The organism is Streptomyces sp. NPDC059900 (genome assembly GCF_050270335.1).
Classification (GTDB): Bacteria; Actinomycetota; Actinomycetes; order Streptomycetales; family Streptomycetaceae; genus Streptomyces.
Map to the genome: position 1 here is coordinate 1 of NZ_JBNNJZ010001077.1, position 1,436 is coordinate 1,436.

Genomic DNA, 1,436 nt, shown 5'->3' on the forward strand with positions numbered 1-1,436 from the left:
GACTGGAGCAGTCCTACCCCCTCTACCGCAAGCTCGGCCTGGCCTCCGTCGGATACGAACGCCTCGACCATCAGCAGCTCAGCGACGCCATCTTCCTCGTCCGCGTGCGGTGGCTCTTCTACGACAGCGACGGCACGGAGATGACCGACAGCTTCGCCACCTACATCCTGCGCCGAGGAGAAGAGGGGCTCCAGGCGTTCGTCTACGTCCCCGCCGACGACGTGGAGAAGCTCCAAGCTCTCGCGGACAAGAAGGGCGTCAACCTCTTCGGCTAGCCGGGGCCCAGGGGGCCTTCGCGACGCACGAAGGGTCCTTCCTCTCACGAACGGAGAGGAAGGACCCGCAGGGGACACGACCGTCCCGGCTAGAAATAGTGCTTGCGTCCCCCCACCGCGCGGCCGCTGGCGCCCAGGACCCACAGGACAGCGCCGACCACGACGAGAATGCCGCCCACTGTCGTCAGCAAGGAGATACCGGCCAGCAGACCGATGATGAGCAAGATGGCGCCAAGGACAATCATGCGGATTCCTAACGTCAAGTTATGTCGAGATGCGCGGCCTTCTTTCCGGCCCGCGTCTTGCGTCCTCTGCACAGCCCGGATCAGGTAAACCCGCTGTCCGCGAACTGTGCGGTTGCCGGTTCATTGCCGCGCGACCTCCGTGTGCCCCTCCTTGACTTGCCCATGCACGGACAAGCTCGCTTTGTCGTCGCTCATCGAATACGCGGCCGTCTGCCGATGGACCACCCCCGTCCGACCGGCCCCATGGGGCCCCGGCGGCACAGCAGGGCCGCACGCAGATCGAGTCTGTGACCGAGACGCGCGAGGTCCCGTCCGCTCCGGTCCTGTGACCGACCTGCTGCTGCACGCAGCGCCGGTCCGCCCCGGCACCGCCATACCCGACCCCGCCTGCCCGGCCCTGAAGGCAGGGGCGAGGGACGCAGGCAAGAAGCCGCACCTGGACCACGGCAGGCGTAACGTCCGTTTGAGTTCGCGGATTGCGGGTGACCGGTAGGTATGGCCGTTCTCAGGAAAATCGCCCGACCAATGCTCGCTTCTGTCTTCCTTGCCGGAGGCTGGAGCACTCTTCGAGACCCCAAACGCGTGGCCCCCGCAGCCGAACCGGTGGCGGTCCCTGTGGCCTTTCGCATCCCCGGGCTCACCGAGAATCCGGAACAGCTGGTCCGCGTCAACGGCGCGGTCCAGGTAGGCGCCGGGCTGATGCTCGCGACCGGACGCGTTCCGCGTCTCGCCGCCCTGGCGCTGGCCGGTTCGCTCGTGCCGACGACCCTCGCCGGGCATGCCTGGTGGAAGGAGAAGGACCAGGATCGGCGGGCGGCCCAGCGCACTCAGTTCCTCAAGAACCTCTCGCTGTTCGGCGGCCTCCTCATTGCGACGGCTGACACACATGGCAAGCCCTCTCTCGCCTACCGCACAC

3 protein-coding genes are annotated in these 1,436 nt (G+C 67.0%); 2 read left to right on the forward strand and 1 reads right to left on the reverse strand.

Features of this window, described 5'->3' with window-relative positions:
• On the forward strand, positions 1-275 hold a 275-nt coding region (locus ACQKIP_RS47355), incomplete at its 5' end, for a hypothetical protein (protein ID WP_427745857.1).
• An 89-nt stretch (positions 276-364) separates the two neighbouring features.
• Here ACQKIP_RS47355 and ACQKIP_RS47360 read toward each other — a convergent pair.
• The gene (locus ACQKIP_RS47360; RefSeq protein WP_365862134.1) at positions 365-520 is read right to left on the reverse strand and encodes a DUF6131 family protein; all 156 of its coding nucleotides are present in this window, start codon (positions 518-520) and stop codon (positions 365-367) included.
• Between the two features lie 495 nt (positions 521-1,015).
• Between ACQKIP_RS47360 and ACQKIP_RS47365 the strand changes: the two genes are divergently transcribed.
• Positions 1,016-1,436: DoxX family protein (locus ACQKIP_RS47365; protein ID WP_427745858.1), on the forward strand; the 421-nt coding region annotated here is incomplete at its 3' end.